16 protein-coding genes are annotated in these 18,964 nt (G+C 60.8%); 12 read left to right on the top strand and 4 right to left on the bottom strand.

Annotated elements, in window-relative coordinates; all coding sequences use genetic code 11:
* Window positions 1-216 precede the first annotated feature (216 nt).
* Both KKQ10_RS13765 and aptA read right to left on the bottom strand, forming a co-directional pair.
* Window positions 217-1,710: a CoA-acylating methylmalonate-semialdehyde dehydrogenase gene (locus tag KKQ10_RS13765; RefSeq protein WP_102357029.1), complete on the bottom strand. Its 1,494-nt coding sequence runs from the start codon at window positions 1,708-1,710 to the stop codon at window positions 217-219.
* Between the two features lie 74 nt (window positions 1,711-1,784).
* Entirely contained in the window at window positions 1,785-3,134 is a 1,350-nt protein-coding gene (gene aptA, locus KKQ10_RS13760) for an omega-aminotransferase AptA (RefSeq protein WP_215501402.1), read from the bottom strand.
* A gap of 138 nt (window positions 3,135-3,272) precedes the next feature.
* Here aptA and KKQ10_RS13755 point away from each other — a divergent pair, with 138 nt between their 5' ends.
* The 7 genes from KKQ10_RS13755 to KKQ10_RS13725 all read left to right on the top strand — a co-directional run bounded on the left by KKQ10_RS13755 (window position 3,273) and on the right by KKQ10_RS13725 (window position 11,256).
* Window positions 3,273-4,193, top strand: a complete 921-nt coding sequence (locus KKQ10_RS13755; protein WP_102901587.1) for a LysR family transcriptional regulator — start codon at window positions 3,273-3,275, stop codon at window positions 4,191-4,193.
* A 131-nt stretch (window positions 4,194-4,324) separates the two neighbouring features.
* Window positions 4,325-5,713 (top strand): uracil-xanthine permease family protein, encoded by a 1,389-nt coding sequence (locus tag KKQ10_RS13750; protein ID WP_215501401.1) that lies wholly within the window; start codon window positions 4,325-4,327, stop codon window positions 5,711-5,713.
* 87 nt (window positions 5,714-5,800) lie between these two features.
* Window positions 5,801-6,451: a TetR/AcrR family transcriptional regulator gene (locus KKQ10_RS13745; protein ID WP_127652652.1), complete on the top strand. Its 651-nt coding sequence runs from the start codon at window positions 5,801-5,803 to the stop codon at window positions 6,449-6,451.
* An 8-nt stretch (window positions 6,452-6,459) separates the two neighbouring features.
* Window positions 6,460-7,041, top strand: a complete 582-nt coding sequence (locus KKQ10_RS13740; protein WP_215501400.1) for an IMPACT family protein — start codon at window positions 6,460-6,462, stop codon at window positions 7,039-7,041.
* 608 nt (window positions 7,042-7,649) lie between these two features.
* Window positions 7,650-9,209 carry an ABC transporter ATP-binding protein gene (locus tag KKQ10_RS13735; RefSeq protein ID WP_215501399.1) on the top strand — a complete coding sequence of 520 codons (1,560 nt, stop codon included), beginning with the start codon at window positions 7,650-7,652 and terminating at the stop codon, window positions 9,207-9,209.
* A 14-nt stretch (window positions 9,210-9,223) separates the two neighbouring features.
* Window positions 9,224-10,330 carry an ABC transporter permease gene (locus KKQ10_RS13730; protein WP_215501398.1) on the top strand — a complete coding sequence of 369 codons (1,107 nt, stop codon included), beginning with the start codon at window positions 9,224-9,226 and terminating at the stop codon, window positions 10,328-10,330.
* Window positions 10,330-11,256: an ABC transporter permease gene (locus KKQ10_RS13725; protein ID WP_127652656.1), complete on the top strand. Its 927-nt coding sequence runs from the start codon at window positions 10,330-10,332 to the stop codon at window positions 11,254-11,256. Before KKQ10_RS13730 ends, KKQ10_RS13725 begins: the two co-directional genes overlap by 1 nt.
* Before the next feature lie 100 nt (window positions 11,257-11,356).
* Here KKQ10_RS13725 and KKQ10_RS13720 read toward each other — a convergent pair whose 3' ends face one another.
* Window positions 11,357-11,767, bottom strand: coding sequence for a hypothetical protein (locus KKQ10_RS13720; protein ID WP_215501412.1), 411 nt, complete (start codon window positions 11,765-11,767; stop codon window positions 11,357-11,359).
* A gap of 168 nt (window positions 11,768-11,935) precedes the next feature.
* Here KKQ10_RS13720 and KKQ10_RS13715 point away from each other — a divergent pair, with 168 nt between their 5' ends.
* Entirely contained in the window at window positions 11,936-12,622 is a 687-nt protein-coding gene (locus KKQ10_RS13715; RefSeq protein ID WP_215501397.1) for an SDR family oxidoreductase, read from the top strand.
* A gap of 207 nt (window positions 12,623-12,829) precedes the next feature.
* A complete protein-coding gene (locus KKQ10_RS13710) occupies window positions 12,830-14,188 on the top strand; it encodes an 8-oxoguanine deaminase (protein ID WP_215501396.1) in 1,359 nt (452 codons plus the stop codon).
* 125 nt (window positions 14,189-14,313) lie between these two features.
* Here the strand turns inward: KKQ10_RS13710 and KKQ10_RS13705 are convergent, their stop codons facing one another.
* A complete protein-coding gene (locus KKQ10_RS13705; RefSeq protein WP_215501395.1) occupies window positions 14,314-15,405 on the bottom strand; it encodes a calcium:cation antiporter in 1,092 nt (363 codons plus the stop codon).
* A gap of 274 nt (window positions 15,406-15,679) precedes the next feature.
* On the opposite strand from KKQ10_RS13705, the gene KKQ10_RS13700 reads away from it, so the two are divergent.
* The 3 genes from KKQ10_RS13700 (at window position 15,680) to KKQ10_RS13690 (ending at window position 18,897) form a co-directional block, all read left to right on the top strand.
* Entirely contained in the window at window positions 15,680-16,753 is a 1,074-nt protein-coding gene (locus KKQ10_RS13700; RefSeq protein ID WP_215501394.1) for a BMP family ABC transporter substrate-binding protein, read from the top strand.
* 144 nt (window positions 16,754-16,897) lie between these two features.
* Window positions 16,898-17,863 carry a 2-oxoglutarate and iron-dependent oxygenase domain-containing protein gene (locus tag KKQ10_RS13695; protein WP_215501393.1) on the top strand — a complete coding sequence of 322 codons (966 nt, stop codon included), beginning with the start codon at window positions 16,898-16,900 and terminating at the stop codon, window positions 17,861-17,863.
* Between the two features lie 80 nt (window positions 17,864-17,943).
* A complete protein-coding gene (locus KKQ10_RS13690; RefSeq protein WP_003221371.1) occupies window positions 17,944-18,897 on the top strand; it encodes an adenosine deaminase in 954 nt (317 codons plus the stop codon).
* Window positions 18,898-18,964: the final 67 nt, after the last annotated feature.

The raw sequence follows: 18,964 nt of genomic DNA, 5'->3' as shown, positions 1-18,964 counted from the left end.
AGGCCTCGATGAACTGAAGCAAGTCACTGTCGAAAATCGTATAACTCATTGAATCTCAAGGAGTTTTCCGTTTCGACTGCGCCGGAAGTGGGGCGAATTATAGACCTCCAGAATCTGCCGTCAACCGCTATTTTCACATTTCTGTCATATCGGCCAAAAAAGCCCGAAAACACGAAGGCCGACCTCTAGAGGTCGGCCTTCGTCATGCCCTTCTCCTTATAAGCTAGGGAACGCGAATTGCGAAGCTTCATGGCTCGCACGCTGCGGCCAGCGCTGAGTAATGGCTTTGCGACGGGTATAGAAGCGCACACCATCCGGGCCATAGGCATGCAGGTCGCCGAACAGCGAACGCTTCCAGCCGCCGAAACTGTGGTAAGCCACCGGTACCGGCAGCGGCACGTTGACACCGACCATGCCGACTTCGATCTCGTCGCAGAACAGGCGCGCCGCTTCACCGTCACGAGTGAAGATGCAGGTGCCGTTGCCGTATTCGTGATCGTTGATCAGCTTCATCGCCTCTTCCAGGCTGTTGACCCGAACCACGCACAACACCGGTCCGAAGATCTCTTCCTTATAGATGCGCATCTCAGGAGTGACATTGTCGAACAGGCAGCCACCGAGGAAGAAGCCGTCTTCATGGCCTGGAATGCTCAAGCCACGACCGTCGACCACCAGGGTCGCGCCCGCCGCCACGCCGTCATCGACATAACCGCTGACCTTGTCACGTGCCTGACCAGTGACCAGCGGCCCCATGTCCAGACCGCACGAAGTGCCGGCACCGATTTTCAGCGCCTTGATCTGCGGAACCAGTTTCGCCACCAGCGCATCTGCCACCTGGTCGCCAACGCACACCGCGACCGAGATCGCCATGCAACGTTCGCCGCAGGAACCGTAGGCCGCGCCCATCAGTGCGCTGACCGCGTTGTCCAGGTCCGCATCCGGCATCAGTACTGCGTGGTTCTTCGCCCCGCCCAGTGCCTGAACACGTTTGCCGCGCTTGGTGCCTTCGGCGTAGATGTACTCGGCAATCGGCGTCGAGCCGACAAAGCTCAGCGCTTTGACTTCCGGCGCCTCGATCAGCGCATCTACCGCGGTCTTGTCGCCATGCACCACGCTCAGCACGCCTTTCGGCAGGCCGGCTTCCAGCAGCAGTTGAGCGATCAACAGCGTCGAGCTTGGGTCACGCTCGGACGGTTTGAGGATGAAGCAGTTGCCGCAAACGATCGCCAGTGGGTACATCCACAGTGGCACCATCGCCGGGAAATTGAACGGAGTGATACCGGCCACTACGCCCAGCGGCTGGAAGTCCGACCAGGCGTCGATGTTCGGGCCGACGTTACGGCTGTATTCGCCCTTGAGGATTTCCGGGGCGGCGCAGGCAAACTCGACGTTCTCGATACCGCGTTTCAGCTCACCGGCGGCGTCCTCCAGCGTTTTGCCGTGCTCTTCGCTGATCAATTGCGAGATACGCGCTTCGTTCTGCTCCAGCAGTTGCTTGAAGCGGAACATCACTTGGGCGCGTTTGGCCGGTGGCGTGTTGCGCCAGGCCGGGAAGGCAGCCTTGGCGGCATCGATCGCGTGCTGGATGGTTTCGCGGGTGGCCAGTGGCAGCTTGTGGATCGCCTGACCGGTGGACGGGTTGAACACATCAACCGCGCGACCGTTCTCGGTCACCAGTTCGCCATTGATCAAATGCGGGATAACGCTCATCGAGTAACTCCTGAATTCTTGTCCACAGCCGCCCGCGAGAGACGCCTGTTTTTTAGGTATATATAGAAGGAAAATCAGTCGAGCTTGTTCAGCACTTCGCCAACCGCGTCGAACAGACGATCGAGGTCTTGCGGTTTGCTGTTGAAGGTTGGGCCGAACTGCAGGGTGTCGCCGCCGAAGCGCACGTAGAACCCGGCTTTCCACAGGGCCATACCGGCTTCGAATGGGCGCACGATGGCGTCGCCGTCACGGGCCGCGATCTGGATCGCACCGGCCAGACCGTAGTTACGGATGTCGATGACGTTTTTCGAACCTTTCAGACCGTGCAGCGCATTTTCGAAATGCGGCGCGACGTCGGCCACGCTCTGTACCAGGTTTTCCTTTTGCAACAGGTCGAGTGCCGCCAGACCTGCGGCGCACGCCACCGGGTGTGCCGAGTAGGTGTAGCCGTGCGGGAATTCGACAGCGTATTCCGGGGTCGGCTGATTCATGAAGGTCTGGTAGATCTCGGAGCTGGCAATCACCGCGCCCATCGGGATCGCGCCGTTGGTCACTTGCTTGGCGATGCACATCAGGTCCGGGGTCACGCCGAAGCTCTCGGCGCCGAACATCGAACCGGTGCGGCCGAAACCGGTGATCACTTCGTCGAACACCAGCAGGATGTTGTGCTGATCGCAGATCTCGCGCAGACGTTTCAGATAACCCTGTGGCGGAACCAGTACGCCAGCGGAACCGGCCATTGGTTCAACGAATACCGCCGCGATGTTCGACGCGTCGTGCAGCTCAATCAACTTCAGCAACTCATCGGCCAGGGCGATACCGCCCTGCTCCGGCATGCCACGGGAGAAGGCGTTGCTGGCCAGCAGCGTGTGTGGCAGGTGATCGACGTCCATCATCGCCTGACCGAACAGCTTGCGGTTGCCATTGACGCCGCCGAGGCTGGTACCGGCGATGTTCACGCCGTGGTAACCACGGGCACGGCCGATCATTTTGGTTTTGGTCGACTGACCTTTCAGACGCCAGTAGGCACGGACCATTTTCACCGCGGTGTCGGCACACTCGGAGCCGGAGTCGGTGAAGAACACGTGGTTCAGGTTGCCGGGGGTCAGATCAGTGATTTTTTCCGCCAACTGGAACGACAACGGGTGGCCGTACTGGAAGCCCGGCGAGTAATCGAGGGTGCCCAATTGCTTGGCGACCGCTTCCTGGATTTCCTTGCGGGTGTGCCCGGCGCCGCAGGTCCACAGACCGGACAGCGAGTCGTAGATCTTGCGCCCCTTGTCATCGAACAGCCAGCTGCCTTCGGCACCGACGATCAGACGCGGATCGCGCTGGAAGTTACGGTTGGCGGTGTACGGCATCCAGTGCGCGTCCAGCTTCAGTTGGCTGGCCAGTGGCGACGGCGCGTTTTCAGGCAAGTTCATCGGGCAAAACCTCGCAGGGCATAAGCATCAGGGAGATAGAAAGCGTTGTTGCAGCTAAATTGCCACGGCGATAAAGTCGGTGAAATCCAACTTTTCTAACCTTCAGTTAGAACCCTGCTAAACATTGAGAATAAAAACATGAGCAGCCGTCGCCCCGATCCGCTGGCCCAGGTCAGTGACTTTGATATCCGCCTGCTGCGGATTTTTCGCAGCGTGGTGGAATGCGGCGGCTTCTCGGCGGCGGAAACCGTGCTCGGCATTGGCCGCTCGGCGATCAGCCAGCAGATGAGCGATCTCGAACAGCGCCTCGGCCTGCGCTTGTGCCAACGCGGTCGCGCCGGGTTCTCCCTGACTGAAGAAGGTCGCGAGGTTTATCAGTCGGCGCTGCAACTGTTAAGTGCGCTGGAAAGTTTCCGCACCGAGGTCAACGGCCTGCACCAGCACCTGCGCGGCGAGTTGATCATCGGCCTGACCGATAACCTCGTCACCCTGCCGCACATGCGCATCACTCACGCCCTCGCCCAATTGAAGGAGCGTGGCCCGGACGTGCAGATCCAGATCCGCATGATTGCGCCCAATGAAGTCGAACAAGGCGTGCTCGACGGCCGCCTGCATGTCGGTGTAGTGCCGCAGGCCAGTGCCTTGTCGGGGCTGGAATATCAGCCGTTATACAGCGAACGCTCGCTGCTTTATTGCGCGGTGGGTCATCCGCTGTTTTATGTCGATGACAAGCAACTGGATGATGAGCGTCTTAATAGTCAGGACGCGATTGCCCCGACGTTTCGTTTGCCGGCGGAGATTCAGGCGCATTACCAGGCGCTCAATTGCACCGCCAGTGCGTCTGACCGTGAGGGCATGGCGTTTCTGATTCTGACCGGGCGCTACATCGGTTATCTGCCGGACCACTACGCCAGTCTTTGGGTGCAACAGGGGCGGTTGCGTGCTTTAAAAGCAGGAACGCGGTTTTACGATTTGAGTCTGGCATCGGTCACGCGTAAGGGGCGGCGCCCTCATTTGGTGCTGGAAAGCTTTTTAGAGAGTCTGGCGGCGACGCGTTGAAAACAAGATCAAAAGATCGCAGCCTTCGGTAGCTCCTACGTTTGCGGGTCTTCAGCCGATAAAGTTGAGCAAGTGGACAGCTTTTTGCAAAGCAGGATCAACCCCGATCCTTCAACAAGAAGCCTTAATCCATGCAGCCAGATTCTGAACCGTCCAGCGAACTGATCTACGGCCTCGACGACCGCCCCAAACCTCCCGCCGCGATCCTCGCCGCCCTGCAGCACGTGCTCGCCAGCTTCGTCGGCATCATCACCCCGCCGCTGGTGATCGGCTCGGCCCTCGGCCTGACCGCGCACCTGCCGTACCTGATCAGCATGGCGCTGATGGTGTCCGGGGTCGGCACTTTTATTCAGGCGCGCCGCCCGTTCGGTATCGGCGCCGGGATGATCTGTTTGCAGGGCACCAGTTTTGCTTTTCTTGGTGCCGTGCTGTCCGCCGGGTTTCTGGTCAAGCAGCGCGGTGGCAGCCCCGAGGACATTCTGGCGATGATCTTCGGCGTGTGCTTTTTCGGCGCCGTGGTGCAGATCGTCCTCAGCCGCTTCATTGGCCAGTTGCGCAGAGTCGTTACGCCGTTGGTGACCGGGATCGTCATTACCCTGATCGGCATCAGCCTGATCAAGGTCGGCATCACCGATCTGGGCGGCGGCTTCAATGCGCCGGACTTCGGTGCGCCGGGCAATCTGGCGCTGGGGGTGTTCGTGTTGCTGACGATCATCCTGCTCAACCGCTCGAACACGCCATGGGTGCGGCTGTCGGCAATCATTATCGGACTGCTGCTTGGCAGCCTGGCCGCGTGGTTCAGTGGGAAACTGGTTCCACAGGCATTGCCTGACCTGCCGCTGGTCAGTCTTCCTGCACCATTCAAGTTCGGTTTCAGCTTCGACTGGACGGCTTTCCTGCCCGTCGCGCTGATTTATCTGATCAGCACCATCGAAACCGTCGGTGACCTCACGGCCAATTGCATGCTCGCCCGCCAGCCCATCAGCGGCCCTTCTTATATAAGCCGCTTGCGCGGCGGCGTACTGGGCGACGGCGTGAGCTGCATGATCGCCGCCACCTTCAGCGCCTTCCCCAACACCACGTTTGCGCAGAACAACGGCGTGATCCAGTTGACCGGTGTCGCCAGCCGCTACGTCGGGCTGTACATCGGCGCAATCCTGTTTTGTCTCGGCCTGTTTCCCATGATCGGCGCGGTGCTGCAGCAAATCCCGAAACCGGTACTCGGCGGCGCCACGCTGGTGATGTTCGGCAGCGTCGCGGCGGCCGGGGTGCGGATTCTCGCGCAGTCGCCGCTGGACCGGCGCAGCATGTTGATCATCGCCACCTCGCTCGGGGTCGGCCTGGGCATTGCCGCGCAACCGAACCTTCTGCACCTGATGCCGAAACTGGTGCAGAACCTGTTCGACTCGGCGATCACCAGCGGCGGGCTGACCGCGATCCTCCTCTGCCTGTTGCTGCCGGAGGCGAAAGCCCCGGCCGTCGCGTCCGTCGCATCGTTGAACAAGATCGAACAGGCGTAACGGTTTTATTGCATCAGGACTTGTCGGATGCCTGTGGGTGCGTTATCAACGCAACTGGTTGCGCCCACAGACAAACCGGAAGTGCCTATGACCTTTGAAGTTCCCGCTCACGGCGGCAAACCCGCCAGCCGCATTCGTCAGAAGAACGAAGAGACCATCCTCAAAGCCGCCGAAGACGAGTTCGCCCGTCACGGTTACAAAGGCACCAGCATGAACACCATCGCCCAGAATGCCGGGTTGCCCAAGGCGAACCTGCATTACTACTTCACCAACAAGCTTGGGTTGTACGTGGCGGTGCTGAGCAACATTATCGAACTGTGGGACAGCACCTTTAACACCCTGACCGCCGAGGACGATCCGGCCGAGGCGCTGACCCGCTACATCCGCGCCAAGATGGAGTTCTCCCGCCGCCAGCCACAGGCCTCGCGGATTTTCGCCATGGAGGTGATCAGCGGTGGCGAATGCCTGAGCGAATATTTCAATCAGGATTACCGCGCCTGGTTCCAGGGGCGCGCGGCAGTGTTCCAGGCCTGGATCGACGCGGGCAAGATGGACCCGGTGGATCCGGTGCACCTGATTTTCCTGCTGTGGGGCAGCACCCAGCATTACGCCGACTTCGCCACGCAAATCTGCCGGGTCAGCGGGCGCAGCAAGTTGACCAAGCAAGACATGGAAGACGCCGGCAATAACCTGATCCGGATCATCCTCAAAGGCTGCGGCCTCACTCCTTCTGTATAAGACGTTTTATGCCTTTCACCCTCAGCGGTTTTTGCGAGTACCGCGAAGAGATTCGCAAGAGCCGCTTTATCACCTTCGCCACGCCGATCGGCAGCCCTGCCGAGGCGCAGGCGTTTTTCGAACAGCACAGTGATTTGAACGCCTCGCACAACTGCTGGGCGTGGAAGCTCGGTAACCAGTACCGCAGCAACGACGATGGCGAACCCGGTGGCACCGCCGGGCGACCGATTCTGGCGGCGATCGAAGCGCAGGATTGCGATCAGGTCGCGGTGCTGGTGATCCGTTGGTATGGCGGTATTCAACTGGGTACCGGTGGTTTGGCCCGAGCCTATGGCGGCGGCGCGAACAAGTGCCTGCAAAACGCGGAAAAAATCGAGCTGATCAGCCGCGTGCCGCTGCGCTGTGCCTGCGGCTTTGCCGAGTTACCGCTGGTGAAGCTGCGGGTGGCGGATCTGGGTGGTTTGGTGGTGGAAGAAAACTTCACCGCCAACGGCGTCGAATTGCAGTTGGCGGTGGGTGAGGCGCAGATTGATTTGCTGCAGACGCAACTGGCGGATGTGAGCCGGGGGCGGATTCTGCTTCAACGTTAAAAGCGAGATCAAAAGATCGCAGCGTGCCGCAGCGCCTGCATTGGAATACGCCGACCTGTAGGAGCTGCCGAAGGCTGCGATCTTTTAGGGCATCCCCGTTTCCCCTTATTCCCCAGAGTTGCCCACACCTGCTGTGCACCCGACTGTGGATAACCTGAGCACATTCCGCTGTAACCCTTCTGTCACGTGGCTTTGCGCGGATTGTTCATTTTTCGTTCAATTCTCTCGACGAAACGAAAATTCCATACAGAAACAATCGGTTAGCTACATTTATCACCATTAGAAGAAAGCATCGCAGCGCTTATGCCCGGCCAGGCGGCTTGCGCACAAATACTGTGGAACAACCTGTGGATAACCCGTTCATGGCTGGCGCAGTCGCAGGTTCTGCATAGCTTCGCAGCGGTTGCTCGTTTTTTAACCAGTTTGTCACAGTGCAAAAGTGGAGCCGGATCAACAGCTTTGCTCCGAATTGGTGCCCACCCGCCTGGCGTTTTTTAGCAGGGGGCTCTATTGCCGGCGCGTAGCAACAGCGGTTGCGGGCGTTCCTGACTCAATGGCCAGGAAATTGCTTTATCCACAGGCACAACGCCAAGCCAGACGAGCCTGTCATGCACACCCCTTCTACGACCACCGATCCTACCTCGCGCCTGCAACTGCGCCACATCAGCAAACGCTACCCCGGTTGTCTGGCCAATGACGCCATCGACCTGAGCATCGCCCCTGGGGAAATCCACGCCCTGCTCGGCGAGAACGGCGCGGGGAAAAGTACGCTGATGAAGATCATCTACGGCGTCACCCAGGCCGATATGGGCGAGATGCTCTGGCAGGGCCAGCGGGTGAATATTCGCAACCCGGCGCAGGCCCGGCAGTTGGGGATCGGCATGGTGTTCCAGCACTTTTCGCTGTTCGAAACCCTCAGCGTGGCGCAGAACATTGCCTTGGCGATGGGCGCCAAGGCCGGCACGCCGAAACAACTGGAGCCGAAAATTCGTGAAGTGTCGCGCCGCTACGGTATGGCGCTGGAGCCGGAGCGACTTGTCCACAGCCTGTCGATCGGCGAACGGCAACGGGTGGAGATCATCCGCTGCCTGATGCAGGACATCCGCCTGCTGATTCTCGACGAACCGACATCGGTGCTCACCCCGCAGGAGGCCGACGAGTTGTTCACCACCCTGCGTCGTCTGGCGGCCGAGGGCTGCAGCATTCTGTTCATCAGCCACAAACTCGGTGAGGTGCGTGCGTTGTGCCACAGCGCCACGGTCCTGCGCGGCGGACGGGTGGCCGGGCATTGCGTGCCGGCCGAGTGCTCGGACCAACAATTGGCGCAGCTGATGGTCGGCGAAGCGGCGGCCTTGATTGGCGAGTACCCGAAGGTCAAGGGTGGCGCGGCGTTTTTGCAGGTCAACGGCTTGAGTTGGCATAACCCCGATCCGTTCGGCTGCTCGCTGGCCGAGATCAACCTGCAAGTGCGCAGCGGGGAGATCGTCGGCATCGCCGGGGTCGCGGGCAATGGCCAGGACGAATTGCTCGCCCTGCTCAGTGGCGAACAACCGCTGCCCCGCGACAGCGCCTCAACGATTCGTTTTGCTGATCAAGCGGTCGCTGATCTGCGTCCGGATGCGCGACGCAAACTCGGACTGGCGTTTGTTCCGGCCGAGCGTCTGGGCCACGGCGCGGTGCCGGAATTGAGCCTGGCCGACAACGCCCTGCTCACCGCTTTTCAACAAGGGCTGGTGAGCCACGGATTGATCGAGCGCGGCAAAGTCGACGCCCTCGCCCAACAGATCATTCTGCGCTTCGGGGTCAAAACCCCGGATAGCCAGAGCGCCGCACGCAGTCTCTCCGGCGGCAACCTGCAGAAATTCATCCTCGGCCGGGAAATCCTCCAGCAACCGAAACTGCTGGTCGCGGCGCACCCGACCTGGGGCGTCGACGTTGGCGCGGCGGCCACCATTCATCGGGCGCTGATCGCCTTGCGTGATGCCGGCGCGGCGATTCTGGTGATTTCCGAAGACCTCGACGAACTGTTCCAGATCAGCGACCGCCTCGGTGCCTTGTGCGCCGGACGCCTGTCGCCCCTGCAAAACACCACCGACACCTTGCTGAGCGATGTCGGCGGCTGGATGGCCGGGCAATTCAACGACGCGCCTTCATCGGCCACGCTCTGACGGAGTTTCCCCACATGCTGCTTTCCCTCGAACCCCGTGGTCAGCAATCGCGCCTGATGCTGTGGTGCTCGCCCCTGCTGGCGGCGCTGCTGACACTGGGCTGCGGCTCGCTGCTGTTCATCGCCCTCGGCCATGATCCGCTGCAAACCTTGCACACGCTGTTGATTGCACCGATCAGCGATTTGTATGGCGTCTCCGAATTACTGGTCAAGGCGCTGCCGATTCTGCTCTGCGCACTCGGCCTGGCCGTGGCATATCAAGCACGAATCTGGAACATCGGCGCCGAAGGTCAACTGCTGCTCGGTGCACTCGCCGGCAGTGCGTTGGCGGTGAACATCATCGATATGCAAAGCCGTTGGGCGCTGGTGCTGATTCTGCTCACCGGCACCCTCGCCGGCGCCGCATGGGCCGGGCTGACGGCGTGGTTGCGCACGCGCTTCAACGCCAACGAAATCCTCACCAGCATCATGCTCAATTACATCGCGCTGAACCTGTTGCTGTTCTGCGTACACGGGCCACTGAAGGATCCGGCCGGCTACAACTTTCCCGAGTCGGCGATGTTCGGTGACGCCAGTCGCTTGCCGTTGCTGATGGAGGATGGGCGGGTGCACGCCGGGGCGTATTTCGCCCTGCTCGCGCTGGTCGCGGTGTGGGTGTTGCTGCAGAAAAGCTTCGTCGGTTTCCAGATCAAAGTGCTGGGGCTGGACAAGCGCGCGGCGGGGTTCGTCGGCTTTCGCGAGAAGCGTCTGATCTGGCTCGCGCTACTGATCAGTGGTGGTTTGGCCGGGCTGGCCGGGGTCTGCGAAGTGACCGGACCGATCGGCCAGTTGGTGCCGCAAGTGTCGCCGGGCTACGGCTACGCAGCGATCACGGTGGCGTTTCTCGGGCGGCTCAATCCGCTCGGCATTCTGTTTTCCAGCCTGCTGATGGCGCTGCTGTACATCGGTGGCGAAAGTGCGCAGATGACCCTCAATTTGCCGCAAGCGATCACCCAACTGTTTCAGGGAATGATGCTGTTTTTCCTGCTCGCCTGTGACGTGCTGATTCTCTATCGGCCACGCCTGAAACTGCGCTGGGCACGGCGCACGTCGACCACTGCCGTAACCGCCGGAGCGCTGTGATGGATATCGATCTGTTGAGCAATATTTTCTACGCCATGGTGCGTTGCGGCACGCCGCTGCTGTTGGTTGCGCTGGGGGAGCTGATCTGCGAGAAGAGCGGCGTGCTCAACCTCGGCCAGGAAGGGATGATGCTGTTCGGCGCGGTGATCGGTTTCATCGTCGCGCTCAATACCGGCAACCTGTGGCTCGGCGTGGTGCTGGCGATGCTCGCGGGGATGCTGCTGTCGTCACTGTTCGCTTTGGTGGCGCTGGTGTTCAATGCCAATCAGGTCGCGACCGGACTGGCACTGACGATTTTTGGTGTGGGGCTTTCAACCTTTGTCGGCGCCGCGTGGGTCGGCAAGCCGCTGGCCGGATTCGAGCCGATGGCGATTCCTTACTTGAGTGAGATTCCGCTGATCGGGCGCATGCTGTTTGCTCAGGATCTGCTGGTGTATCTGTCGTTCGCGCTGTTTGCCCTGGTGGCGTGGGTGATCATCAAAAGTCGTGTCGGGCTGATCATTCAGGCGGTCGGCGAGAACCCGGATGCGGCCAGCGCGATGGGCTTGCCGGTGCTGACCGTGCGTACCCTCGCGGTGTTGTTCGGCGGGGCGATGGCCGGGTTGGCCGGGGCGTATCTGTCGCTGGCGTACACGCCGATGTGGGCCGAGAACATGACCGCCGGACGTGGCTGGATCGCCTTGGCGTTGGTGGTGTTTGCCAGTTGGCGGGTGTGGCGTTTGTTGCTCGGAGCCTATCTGTTTGGCCTCGCCAGCATCCTGCACCTGGTGGCGCAGGGCTTGGGGCTGGCGATTGCGTCAAGTCTGCTTGCGATGCTGCCGTATGTGGCGACGATTGTGGTGTTGGTGTTGTTGTCGCGCGATGCCGTTCGAACTCGGTTGTATGCACCGGTTTCGTTGGGGCAGCCGTGGCAGGCAGGGCATTAGGCAGACACAAAACCTGTGGCGAGGGAGCTCGCTCCCGCTGGGGCGCGAAGTGGCCCTCAACATTGAGCCTGGAAGACCTCGCACTCAGGATTTACGACTGCTACGCAGCCGAGCGAGAGCAAGCTCCCTCGCCACAAATGGGTAGCGTCTGAGCGATGCCCCACGCCAACTCGAAGACCAGAAAAACCACCAACAGTGAACTGGCGCCATGGGCCAAGGCATACGCCTGCCAGGCCGCAAACAGAAACCGCGCCACCGCGTCATAGCGCCCATAAAGCGCCTGCGGATCACGAATGCGCAGCACCGCCCACACACAAACCACCGAACCCAACAGGTTCGCCATCAGCATGTGCGCAGGCGCGAACGCCGGCAGTTCACCGGGCAATTCCAGCGACGTCAAAAAACCATGCAACGCGGCGAAACTCCACGGCGTGGCAAACGCCGCTGTAACGATCAGGTCATACCAGGCACTGCCGCGCACCACATTGCGATACTGCGTCGAAGTCCACATCATCCATGCTCCAAAATTTGAGGAGCAACCACGGTAAAGCCTGGAGTATGCTCCAAGGTCAATACCTCTTTAGAGACCCGGCTCGATGTGTTGCGACGAGCGTTGCAACAACGGCTCGGTCAGGCGTGTCCATTGAATCCGTGAACCGTAACTTTCAAGGAATCCCTCATGTCCCAGGCAAAAAACGCACTGATCATCGGCGCCTCCCGTGGCTTGGGCCTCGGGCTGGTGAAAACCCTGCTGGCCGATGGCTGGCAGGTGACCGCCACCGTGCGCAATCCGCAGAAGGCTGAGGCGCTGCAAGCGCTGGGCAGTGTGCGCATCGAGAAACTCGACATGGATGACCAGCAGGCGGTAATCGCCCTGAGTCAGCAACTCAAGGGCGAAACCTTCGACCTGTTGTTCGTTAACGCCGGGGTCAAAGGCCCGGAAGTCCAGACACCCGGTGGCGCGACACTGGCCGAAGTCGGCCAGCTGTTCTTCACCAACGCCGTAGCGCCGATCAATCTGGCACAACGTTTTGTCGGGCAGATCCGCGATGGCAGCGGCGTGCTGGCGTTCATGAGTTCCGGTCTGGGCAGCGTCACCGTACCCGACGCACCGGAGCTGGCGCTGTACAAGGCGAGCAAAGCCGCGCTGAACTCGATGACCAACAGCTTCGTCACGCAATTGGGCGAGCAGAAACTCACCGTGCTGTCGCTGCACCCGGGTTGGGTGAAGACCGACATGGGCGGCGAAGGTGCCGACCTCGATGTCGACACCAGCACGCGTGGGCTGATTGATCAGGTGAATGCGTATACCGGCAAGGGCGGGCATCACTTCATCAACTACAAGGGTGAAACCATTCCCTGGTAAGCACACGAGACCTCTGAAATCCCCAGATACCTGTAGGAGCCTTCGGCAGCTCCTACAGGGGGTGATGCGTTGGCGGTCGGGTTGGGCTTGCCCGATCCGGCGATTTGTTTGAAACTGCGCGCCTCGCCCAAGCGGCGACCCTGGATCAGCAGACAGGGCAACACTGAGCTGGCAACCCTGAACCCCACTTTCAGAGGAGCCGGCAAAATGCCCGCGACCCGTACCTGGTTAAAAAATCCCCTCGCCATTTTCACGGCCAACGCGCTCGATGCCCGTGGCGGTCTGGTGCTGCAAGACGGCGTCATCGTCGAAGTGCTGGCAGCCGGTCAACAACCGTCCGCGCCGTGCAACGAAGTGTTCGATGCCCGCGAGCATGTGATCCTGCCGGGCCTGATCAACACCCACCATCACTTTTATCAAACCCTGACTCGCGCCTGGGCGCCGGTGGTCAATCAGCCGTTGTTCCCGTGGTTGAAAACCCTGTACCCAGTGTGGGCGCGGCTGACCCCGGAAAAACTCGCCCTCGCCAGCAAAGTCGCGCTGGCTGAACTGCTGCTCTCGGGCTGCACCACCGCTGCCGACCATCACTATCTGTTCCCGGACGGTCTGGAAAACGCCATCGACGTGCAAGTCGAAACCGTACGCGAACTGGGCATGCGCGCCATGCTCACTCGCGGCTCGATGAGCCTCGGCGAGAAGGACGGCGGCCTGCCACCGCAGCAGACCGTGCAGGAAGGCCAGGTGATTCTCGACGACAGTCAGCGCCTGATTCACGAGTACCACGAGCGCGGCGACGGTGCGCAAATCCAGATCGCCCTGGCGCCGTGCTCGCCGTTCTCGGTGACCCCGGAAATCATGTCGGCCAGCGCCGAACTGGCGAACCAGCTCGACGTTCGCCTGCATACACACCTGGCGGAAACCCTCGACGAAGAAGATTTCTGCCTGCAGCGTTTCGGCCTGCGCACTGTGGATTATCTGGACAGCGTCGGCTGGCTCGGCCCGCGCACCTGGCTGGCCCACGGCATCCACTTCAACCCGGACGAAATCGCCCGCCTCGGCCAGGCCGGCACGGGTATCTGTCATTGCCCGAGCTCGAACATGCGCCTGGCTTCCGGTATCTGCCCGAGCATCGAGCTGACCGATGCCGGCGCGTTGTTTGGTCTGGGTGTGGACGGTTCGGCCTCCAACGACGCGTCGAACATGATCCTCGAAGCACGGCAGGCGCTGTACATCCAGCGTCTGCGTTATGGCGCAGAAAAGATCACCCCGGAACGCGTGTTGGGCTGGGCAACCAAAGGTTCGGCGAGCCTGTTGGGGCGCACCGACATTGGTGAACTGGCGGTGGGCAAGCAGGCGGATCTGGCGTTGTTCAAGCTCGATGAGCTGCGCTTCTCCGGTAGCCATGATCCGATTTCGGCGCTGTTGTTGTGCGGTGCGGATCGCGCGGATCGGGTGATGATTGGTGGCAAGTGGCGCGTCGTTGACGGCCAGGTCGAAGGGCTGGATCTGAAGGGGCTGATCGCTGATCACAGCCAGGCGGCTCGACAGTTGATTGCCGGGACCTGATCCACCGCTGGTTAAACCCTGTAGGAGTGAGCCTGCTCGCGATTGCGGTGTGTCAGATATGAATATCTCGACTGACACTCAGCTATCGCGAGCAGGCTCACTCCTACAATTGTTTTGTGGTGGGTCTAGAGGCCCAGCAGCGACAACATGATAAACGTCGCAAACAGCACAAAATGGGTCATGCCCTCGATGGCATTGGTCTCGCCGTCGTTCAGGTTGATCGCACTGACGATCAGCGTGATGAAGATCATCACCGTCTGCACCGGGGTCATCGCCATTTGAAACGGCTGGCCGGTGTACAGCGCCATCGCCTCCATCACCGGCACCGTCAGGATCACCGTCGACAGTGACGCCCCCATGGCGATGTTGACCACCGATTGCATGCGGTTGGCCAAGGCTGCGCGCAACGCGGTGAGAATCTCCGGTGCCGCCGAAATCGCCGCCACCAGAATCGCCGTGATCACCGGCGGTGCGCCCGTGCCTTCCAGGCCCAGATCGAGGGTCTTGGACATCACTTCGGCCAGTGCGCCGATCACCACCACCCCGAACACCAGAATGCCGATCGACCACGCCAGGCTCAGCGGTTTCGGCTCCTCCTCCACCGGTTCTTTCTTGCGGCGCTTGTCCGGGTAGCTGTAGCTGAAAAAGTAACTGTGCGGGCCGACCTGCATGCGCAGGAACAACGCGTAAAGCACCACCATCGCGCCGATGGTGAACGCCGAATAAATCTTCCAGTTGGCCGCCGGAATGAACTCCGGCACCACCATCGACACGCCCATGGCGGTGAGGATCATCACGCTGTAGCTGCGCGCCGAATCATCGTTGTACGACTGCTCGCCATGCTTGAGCCCGCCCATCAGCGCAGCAAGGCCGAGGATGCCGTTGATGTCGAGCATCACCGCCGAATAGATCGTGTCACGCACCAGCGTGGGCGACGCTTCGTTGCTCATCATGATCGCCAGGATCACTACTTCCACCAGCACGGCAGCGAGGGTCAGGATCATCGTGCCGTAGGGGTCGCCGACTTTTTCCGCGAGCAGTTCGGCGTGATGGGCGACGCGCATCGAGGCGGCGACGATGAAGGCGATCAGCACCAGGCCGGATATCAGCGCGACAATCTGCCCGCTGTGCATCATCCAGTGTTCCAGCGGGTAGGCGATGCATGCGGCAATCACCGCCAGCAACAGAAAGCTTTCTTGCTTGAGGATCGTGAACATGACGGGCCTTTTTGCCGAGAGGTTCGAATGAGCTACTGACTGCGGGGCGGCGCTAACGTTTCGTTACACCTTAGCGCACCAGCCGATAGCGTGAATCCACTGGCTTGCACTGCGTTGGTTCCGGCGCTGAAAAGATCGCAGCCTTCGGCAGCTCCTACAGGTTTCGCATTCCCCTGTAGAAGCTGCCGAAGGCTGCGATCTTCTGCTTTGTTGTCCTGTTGGTCAGCAATTTGCATTGGCCCTGACCACACACAACAAAATGGAGTTCCAATTCATGCAAATACGTCCGCTGCACAAACTGCTGTGCGCCGCCATCGGTCTGGGGATCAGCCTGAGCGTCAGCGCCGCCGATCCGCTGAAGGTCGGTTTCGTCTACATCGGCCCGATCGGCGACCACGGCTGGACGTATCAGCATGAACAGGGGCGCAAGGCGCTGGCGGAAAAGTTCGGCCCGCAGATCACCACCAATTACGTCGAGAACGTTGCCGAGGGCGCCGACGCCGAGCGGGTAATCCGCAACATGGCCAAGGACAACTATGACCTGATCTTCACCACCTCCTTCGGCTACATGAACCCGACGCTGAAAGTCGCCAAGCAGTTTCCCAAGGTGACCTTCGAACACGCCACCGGCTACAAGCAGGACAAGAACCTCGGCACCTACCTGGCCCGCACCTATGAAGGCCGTTACGTTGGCGGCTTCCTCGCGGCGAAGATGACCAAGACCAAGAAGATCGGCTACGTTGCCTCGTTCCCGATTCCGGAAGTGATCCGCGATATCAACGCCATCCAGCTGGCCCTGAACAAGTACAACCCCGGCACCGAGATCAAGGTGGTGTGGGTCAACTCGTGGTTCGACCCAGGCAAGGAAGCCGATGCCGCCAACGCGCTGATCGACCAGGGCGTGGACGTGGTGTTCCAGCACACCGACAGCCCGGCGCCGATCCAGGCGGCCGAACGGCGTGGCGTGTACGCCGTGGGATACGCCTCGGACATGGCGCACTTCGGCCCGAAAGCGGTGCTGACTTCGATCGTCAACGACTGGGCACCGCACTACATTCAAGCCACGCAAAGCGTGATCGACCACACCTGGAAGTCGCAGGACTACTGGGGCGGGCTGAAGGAAGGCACGGTTGAGCTGCCAATCAGCGACCTGGTGCCGGCCCCGGTGAAAGCCGAGGCCGAACAGATCATCGCCGACATCAAGAGCGGCGCGTTGCAGCCGTTCACCGGGCCGATCAAGGATCAGGCTGGCGTGGAAAAAATCCCGGCGGGCGTGAGCGCGACGAATGCGGAACTGGCGTCGATGAACTATTACGTGGAAGGGATGAAGGCCGAGATGCCGAAGTAACCCTCCAGCCAAAACACAAATCCCCTGTAGGAGTGAGCCTGCTCGCGATAGCGGAGTGTCAGTCGAGATATCTGCATCTGACACTCCGCTATCGCGAACAGGCTCACTCCTACAATGGCTCTTCAGCGTTCTCCAGGATTGCATATGGATCAGCTTCCAATCATCGATATCAGCCCGCTCTACACCAACGACCAAAACGCCTGGCCCGCCGTCGCCGCGCATATCGACCAGGCCTGCCGCGAATGGGGCTTCTTCTACATCAAGGGTCATCCGATCTCCGCTCAGCGCATCGCCGCCCTGCTCGATCACGCGCAGCGCTTTTTTGCGCAACCGGCAGAAGAAAAACTCCAGATCGACATCACCCAGACCCGTCACCACCGTGGCTACGGCGCCATCGCCACCGAGCAGCTCGACCCGGACAAACCCAGCGACCTCAAAGAAACCTTCGACATGGGCCTGCACCTGCCGGCAGATCATCCCGACGTGCTCGCGGAAAAACCGCTACGCGGGCCCAATCGCCATCCGGCGCAAGCAGGCTGGGAGGCGTTGATGGAGCAGCATTACCTCGACATGCAGGCACTCGCGCAAACCCTGTTGCGGGCGATGACGATTGCGCTGGGCATCGAGCGCGATTTCTTCGATTCACGCTTCGTTGAACCGGTCAGCGTGCTGCGCATGATCCACTACCCGCCGCGCCACACCGCCAGCAGCGCCGAGCAGCAAGGCGCCGGGGCACACACTGATTACGGCTGCATCACGTTGCTCTATCAGGACAGCGCCGGCGGCCTGCAAGTAAAGAACGTCAACGGTGAATGGATCGACGCGCCGCCGATTGACAGCACCTTCGTGGTCAATCTCGGCGACATGATGGCGCGCTGGAGCAACGACCGTTATCGCTCGACACCGCATCGAGTGATCAGCCCGCTGGGGGTGGATCGCTATTCGATGCCGTTCTTCGCCGAGCCACACCCGGACACCCGCATCGAATGCCTGCCCGGTTGCCAGGACGCACAGCACCCGGCGAAATATCCGACCACCACTTGCGCGCAATTCCTGCTCTCGCGCTTCGCCGATACCTACGCCTATCGTCGCGAGCAGGAAGCGGTCTGATGGATCGCTTGGTCAGGTTTTGCCAATTGTTTCGGCGAGCATCTGTAGAATGCCGTCATTGCACCTGATGAGAAAAGAATATGTACGACTGGCTCAACGCCTTGCCCAAGGCTGAACTGCACCTGCATCTGGAAGGCTCGCTGGAGCCCGAGCTGCTGTTCGCCCTGGCCGAACGCAACAAGATCGCCCTGCCGTGGAGCGACGTCGAAACCCTGCGCAAGGCCTACGCCTTCAACAATCTGCAGGAATTCCTCGACCTGTATTACCAGGGCGCCGACGTGCTGCGCACCTCCCAGGATTTCTACGACCTGACCTGGGCCTACCTGCTGCGCTGCAAAGCGCAGAACGTGATTCACACCGAACCGTTCTTCGACCCGCAGACCCACACCGACCGGGGCATCCCGTTCGAAGTGGTGCTCAACGGCATCGCCGCCGCACTCAAGGATGGCGAGCAGCAACTGGGCATCACCAGCGGTCTGATCCTGAGCTTCCTGCGCCACCTGAGCGAAGACGAAGCACAGAAAACCCTCGATCAGGCGCTGCCGTTCCGTGACGCATTTGTCGCCGTCGGCCTCGACAGTTCCGAAATGGGCCACCCGCCGAGCAAGTTCCAGCGCGTGTTCGACCGTGCCCGCCACGAAGGCTTCCTGACCGTCGCCCACGCGGGGGAAGAAGGCCCGCCGGAGTACATCTGGGAAGCCATCGACCTGCTGAAAATCCAGCGTATCGACCATGGCGTGCGCGCCATCGAAGACGAACGCCTGATGCAGCGGATCATCGACGAGCAGATCCCGCTGACCGTGTGCCCGCTGTCGAACACCAAGCTCTGCGTGTTCGATCACATGTCGCAGCACAACATTCTCGACATGCTCGAACGCGGGGTGAAGGTCACGGTGAACTCCGATGACCCGGCGTACTTCGGCGGTTACGTCACCGAGAACTTCCATGCGCTGCACGAACACCTGGGCATGACCCAGGATCAGGCCAAGCGCCTGGCGCAGAACAGCCTGGATGCGCGTCTGGTAAAACCGTAAGCCTCAGCGCATAACGCTTTGTAGGAATGAGCCTGCTCGCGATGGCGTTGTGTCAGTCGAAACATCT

The organism is Pseudomonas sp. MG-9, assembly GCF_018729515.1.
Lineage (GTDB): Bacteria > Pseudomonadota > Gammaproteobacteria > Pseudomonadales > Pseudomonadaceae > Aquipseudomonas > Aquipseudomonas serboccidentalis.
The sequence above is the reverse complement of the archived record's forward strand: the minus strand, read 5'-3'. Positions and strand labels throughout refer to the sequence as shown.

Excerpts from the sequence above, each read along its gene's own strand:
- KKQ10_RS13730 (WP_215501398.1), top strand. The coding sequence starts at position 9,224 with ATGCTGCTTTCCCTCGAACCCCGTGGTCAGCAATCGCGCCTGATGCTG.
- KKQ10_RS13720 (WP_215501412.1), bottom strand. The coding sequence starts at position 11,767 with ATGTGGACTTCGACGCAGTATCGCAATGTGGTGCGCGGCAGTGCCTGG.
- KKQ10_RS13765 (WP_102357029.1), bottom strand. The coding sequence starts at position 1,710 with ATGAGCGTTATCCCGCATTTGATCAATGGCGAACTGGTGACCGAGAAC.
- KKQ10_RS13695 (WP_215501393.1), top strand. The coding sequence starts at position 16,898 with ATGGATCAGCTTCCAATCATCGATATCAGCCCGCTCTACACCAACGAC.
- KKQ10_RS13690 (WP_003221371.1), top strand. The coding sequence starts at position 17,944 with ATGTACGACTGGCTCAACGCCTTGCCCAAGGCTGAACTGCACCTGCAT.
- KKQ10_RS13705 (WP_215501395.1), bottom strand. The coding sequence starts at position 15,405 with ATGTTCACGATCCTCAAGCAAGAAAGCTTTCTGTTGCTGGCGGTGATT.
- KKQ10_RS13700 (WP_215501394.1), top strand. The coding sequence starts at position 15,680 with ATGCAAATACGTCCGCTGCACAAACTGCTGTGCGCCGCCATCGGTCTG.
- KKQ10_RS13755 (WP_102901587.1), top strand. The coding sequence starts at position 3,273 with ATGAGCAGCCGTCGCCCCGATCCGCTGGCCCAGGTCAGTGACTTTGAT.
- KKQ10_RS13715 (WP_215501397.1), top strand. The coding sequence starts at position 11,936 with ATGTCCCAGGCAAAAAACGCACTGATCATCGGCGCCTCCCGTGGCTTG.
- KKQ10_RS13710 (WP_215501396.1), top strand. The coding sequence starts at position 12,830 with ATGCCCGCGACCCGTACCTGGTTAAAAAATCCCCTCGCCATTTTCACG.
- KKQ10_RS13725 (WP_127652656.1), top strand. The coding sequence starts at position 10,330 with ATGGATATCGATCTGTTGAGCAATATTTTCTACGCCATGGTGCGTTGC.
- KKQ10_RS13750 (WP_215501401.1), top strand. The coding sequence starts at position 4,325 with ATGCAGCCAGATTCTGAACCGTCCAGCGAACTGATCTACGGCCTCGAC.
- aptA (WP_215501402.1), bottom strand. The coding sequence starts at position 3,134 with ATGAACTTGCCTGAAAACGCGCCGTCGCCACTGGCCAGCCAACTGAAG.
- KKQ10_RS13745 (WP_127652652.1), top strand. The coding sequence starts at position 5,801 with ATGACCTTTGAAGTTCCCGCTCACGGCGGCAAACCCGCCAGCCGCATT.
- KKQ10_RS13735 (WP_215501399.1), top strand. The coding sequence starts at position 7,650 with ATGCACACCCCTTCTACGACCACCGATCCTACCTCGCGCCTGCAACTG.
- KKQ10_RS13740 (WP_215501400.1), top strand. The coding sequence starts at position 6,460 with ATGCCTTTCACCCTCAGCGGTTTTTGCGAGTACCGCGAAGAGATTCGC.